Origin of the sequence: Pseudomonas sp. RW10S2 (assembly GCF_014268985.1) — a bacterium.
Lineage (GTDB): Bacteria > Pseudomonadota > Gammaproteobacteria > Pseudomonadales > Pseudomonadaceae > Aquipseudomonas > Aquipseudomonas wayambapalatensis.
The window spans coordinates 1-2,540 of the sequence record NZ_JABWRO010000227.1 but is presented as its reverse complement, the minus strand read 5'-3'; the positions used below and the strand labels follow the sequence as shown (position 1 = coordinate 2,540).

At 61.6% G+C, this 2,540-nt stretch carries 3 protein-coding genes; all 3 read left to right on the top strand.

The window, feature by feature from the left end; translation table 11 throughout:
• Nucleotides 1-90 precede the first annotated feature (90 nt).
• The gene (locus tag HU729_RS25395) at nt 91-690 is read left to right on the top strand and encodes a 50S ribosomal protein L25/general stress protein Ctc (RefSeq protein ID WP_186667641.1); all 600 of its coding nucleotides are present in this window, start codon (nt 91-93) and stop codon (nt 688-690) included.
• An 80-nt stretch (nt 691-770) separates the two neighbouring features.
• Nucleotides 771-1,355 carry an aminoacyl-tRNA hydrolase gene (gene pth / locus HU729_RS25390; RefSeq protein ID WP_054894616.1) on the top strand — a complete coding sequence of 195 codons (585 nt, stop codon included), beginning with the start codon at nt 771-773 and terminating at the stop codon, nt 1,353-1,355.
• A 22-nt stretch (nt 1,356-1,377) separates the two neighbouring features.
• Complete coding sequence (gene ychF / locus HU729_RS25385; RefSeq protein ID WP_186711909.1) at nt 1,378-2,478, top strand: redox-regulated ATPase YchF; 1,101 nt, start codon at nt 1,378-1,380, stop codon at nt 2,476-2,478.
• Nucleotides 2,479-2,540 lie beyond the last annotated feature (62 nt).

Sequence of the window (2,540 nt, the reverse complement as noted above, 5' to 3'; positions counted from 1 at the left end):
GGGGGGGGGGGGGGGGGGGGGGGGCTTTTTTGCCATCCCCGTCCGGCGCTGGTCGCAAACGCCCTCGGGGGGCTATTTTGGAGAAACAAAATGACTGATTTCACCCTGAACGCCAAAGTGCGTACTGACCTGGGGAAAGGTGCGAGCCGCCGCCTGCGTCACTCCGCCAACATCCCAGCCGTTGTCTACGGTGGTAACAAGGACGCCGAGTCCCTGACCATCCTGGCCAAGGAAATCACCAAGCTGTTCGAAGACGAGGCTGCCTTCAGCCACGTTCTGCAGCTGAACGTCGACGGCACCAAGCAAGACGTCATCGTCAAGGCCCTGCAGCGCCACCCGGCCAAAGGCTTCATCATGCACGCCGACTTCGTTCGCGTCGTTGCTGGCCAGAAGCTGACCGCCAAGGTTCCGGTTCACTTCGTTGGTGAAGAAGCCCCGATCAAGAAAGGCGGCGAGATCTCCCACGTAGAATCCGAGATCGAAGTTTCCTGCGAAGCCAAAGACCTGCCTGAGTTCATCGAAGTCGACCTGTCCAAGGCCGAAATCGGCACCATCATCCACCTGTCGGACCTGAAAGCTCCGAAAGGCGTAGAGTTCGTCGCTCTGGCCCACGGTGATGACAAAGCCGTTGCCAACGTTCACGCCCCACGCGTGTCCGCTGAAGCTGCTGAAGAAGGCGCTGCCGAGTAATCCACTCGCACGCCGGCGTTGATCGGGTTACAGTGCCGCGCGCACTGTAACCCACCAACTCCAAGGAAAGAGCCCCTGACGTGACCGCCATCCAGTTGATCGTTGGCCTGGGTAACCCCGGCCCCGAATACGAACAGACCCGGCATAACGCAGGGGCTCTTTTCGTTGAACGCATTGCCAGCGCCCAGCGCGTTTCGCTGTCTGCTGACAAAAAGTATTTTGGCCTGACGGCTAAGTTCAGCCATCAAGGCAACGATGTTCGCCTGCTGATTCCCACCACCTACATGAACCGCAGCGGCCAGTCCGTGGCGGCCTTGGCCAATTTCTTCCGCATCAAGCCGGAAGCGATCCTGGTGGCGCATGACGAACTCGACCTGCCTCCCGGCGTCGCCAAGCTCAAGCGTGGCGGCGGGCATGGCGGGCACAACGGCCTGCGCGACATCATCGCGCAGCTCGGCAACCAGAACGACTTCCACCGCCTGCGGCTTGGCATTGGCCACCCGGGCGACGCCAAACTGGTCTCCAACTTCGTCCTGGGCCGCGCGCCGCGCGCCGAGCAGGAGAAGCTCGACGCCAGCATCGATTTTGCCCTCGGCGTGCTGCCGGACGTACTGGCCGGCGACTTCGCCAAGGCCATGCGCGAACTGCACAGCCAGAAGGCCTGACTTTCTAGAAAGGGGAATTCCCATGGGTTTCAATTGCGGCATCGTCGGCCTGCCCAACGTCGGCAAGTCCACCCTGTTCAACGCCCTGACCAAATCCGGTATCGCGGCGGAGAACTTCCCCTTCTGCACCATCGAGCCGAACAGCGGCATCGTGCCAATGCCCGACGCACGCCTGGCGGCGCTGGCCGAGATCGTCAAGCCGAACCGCATCCTGCCGACCACCATGGAGTTCGTCGACATCGCGGGTCTGGTCGCCGGTGCTTCCAAGGGTGAAGGCCTGGGCAACAAGTTCCTCGCCAACATCCGCGAGACCGACGCCATCGCCCATGTAGTGCGCTGCTTCGAAGACGAGAACGTGATCCACGTCTCCAACAGCGTCGACCCCAAGCGCGACATCGAGATCATCGACCTCGAACTGATCTTCGCCGACCTCGACAGCTGCGAGAAGCAACTGCAGAAGGTCGCTCGCAACGCCAAGGGCGGCGACAAGGAAGCCCTCGCACAGAAGGCCTTGCTGGAAAAGCTGATCCCGCACTTCACCGAAGGCAAGCCTGCGCGCAGCCTGATGAAGCATATGGCTGACGACGAGAAGGCTGCCATCCGCGGCTTCCACCTGCTGACCAGCAAGCCGGTCATGTACATCGCCAACGTTGCCGAGGACGGCTTCGACAACAACCCGCACCTGGACGTGGTGAAAGCCATCGCCGAGGAAGAAGGCGCGGTCGTGGTGCCGGTGTGCAACAAGATCGAAGCGGAGATCGCCGAGCTGGAAGACGGCGAGGAGAAGGACATGTTCCTCGAGGCCCTGGGCCTTGAAGAACCCGGCCTGAACCGCGTGATTCGCGCCGGCTACGAGCTGCTCAACCTGCAGACCTACTTCACCGCCGGTGTACAGGAAGTGCGCGCCTGGACCGTCCGCGTCGGCGCCACCGCCCCGCAAGCCGCCGGTGTCATCCACACCGACTTCGAGAAAGGCTTCATCCGTGCCGAAGTGATCGCCTATGACGACTTCATCCAGTTCAAGGGTGAAGGCGGTGCCAAGGAAGCCGGCAAATGGCGCCTGGAAGGCAAGGACTACATCGTCAAGGACGGTGATGTGATGCATTTCCGCTTCAACGTCTGATCGCGCTGCAGGAGCATTCGGTACGCCGTCTCACTCCGAGCCCAAAAAAAAAAAAACCCCCC

What these genes read in the sequence shown, in the direction of transcription:
- ychF (WP_186711909.1), top strand. Translation starts at nt 1,378, where the DNA reads ATGGGTTTCAATTGCGGCATCGTCGGCCTGCCCAACGTCGGCAAGTCC.
- HU729_RS25395 (WP_186667641.1), top strand. Translation starts at nt 91, where the DNA reads ATGACTGATTTCACCCTGAACGCCAAAGTGCGTACTGACCTGGGGAAA.